The following is a 1252-nucleotide window of genomic DNA, read 5'->3' as shown; positions in this document are numbered from 1 at the left end:
CAGGGCAACCGCATGAATGATCAAATAACATTCAGGTTAGAAAATCCTGCTTGTAATACCTGTTCTAAAAACTGAATTCTCATCCAGGCGCGTTTACGTTTCATCCTTATACTTAATTTAGTTTTTTCCTGTTTCAACATATTTAAGGCGATTCGTCTGAGTATTGCGATATTTTCTGCTGCATTTTCCCGATAAATCTGACAATCATCTTCATGAAAAATCGCATCCAACACCCAATGGAGATTATTTTCAATGCGCCAGTGACTGCGTACTGCCTGAGCCAATTTTTCTTCTGTCAGTTCTGCTGAACTGATGTAATAGCGATACTCAAGGCTCGGTAATTTACCTTTTTCCTGTCGGTATCCTATTGTTACGCCAAGTGTTTTTAATTCCGGCCATTCTGGGAAATCACCGTTAAGTAAATCAGCACTGATAACATGGCTTTCCCGGATTTCGGTGCGGCCATGGCCTTGTTCTACATTGATTTTTTCTCTTGTCAGGGGAGAGGTACATTGCGCTTTCAACGCGTTTTGAACCGCCCGATGGAGACGTTTTTGGTTATCTTTAACACTTAATAGGTAATCCGCGCCGACATCAATGAGTTTCTGGGCTATTTGGGTTTGGCATCCCATTGCATCGATGGAAACCAGAGTACCTTTCAGATTTAATAATTGGATCAGCTCAGGGATGGCGGTGATTTCGTTGGATTTTTTCTGAGTCCGAACCTGCCCCATGACGAGTTTATTCGTGGTGGCGTAAACACTGACAAGATGGAGTGTTGAAAGGCGTTCTTCGGGAGAGTAAGAGCCGCGTAATACTTTACCATCAATTGCCACTAGCTCACCTTGGGTCAGTTCATGTACTGAATTCATCCAATTGATAAAACAAAGGTTAAATTGTTTTGGGTTGATCCGCGAAATAACCCGGGCAAACGTATCATCAACAGGGACGCCTTCTTTGAACAGACCTTGTTGCAGAAACCACTCATGATAGCCTTCGGTATATTCCTGAATATCGCTCCAACCCTCTGCGCCAGCAATCATTGCGCAAAGCGACGCAAACAGGATATCAAATAAGGGATAGGCGATTTTTGCGCTCTGACGCGGGTCTTGGATCGCTGAAAAATGCAGGCTAAAGTCTTCAAGGCACATGATATTGGGTTTCAATGCTCAAAAGAGAGTATAAGATCACAGCTCTTTACTCGAAGCAACCTGTTTATTTTTGACTAAAAAACATTCGTGATCTTGCCCTG

At 42.9% G+C, this 1252-nt stretch carries 1 protein-coding gene; it reads right to left on the bottom strand.

What is annotated here, in order from left to right:
- Positions 1 to 20 precede the first annotated feature (20 nt).
- Positions 21 to 1151: an ISAs1 family transposase gene (locus AAY47_RS18775; protein ID WP_047771830.1), complete on the bottom strand. Its 1131-nt coding sequence runs from the start codon at positions 1149 to 1151 to the stop codon at positions 21 to 23.
- Positions 1152 to 1252 lie beyond the last annotated feature (101 nt).

It is taken from the genome of Xenorhabdus griffiniae, from assembly GCF_001028135.1.
Lineage (GTDB): Bacteria > Pseudomonadota > Gammaproteobacteria > Enterobacterales > Enterobacteriaceae > Xenorhabdus > Xenorhabdus bakwenae.
The sequence above is the reverse complement of the archived record's forward strand: the minus strand, read 5'-3'. Positions and strand labels throughout refer to the sequence as shown.

Coding starts and splice junctions, on each gene's coding strand:
- AAY47_RS18775 (WP_047771830.1), bottom strand. CDS start 1,151: ATGTGCCTTGAAGACTTTAGCCTGCATTTTTCAGCGATCCAAGACCCG.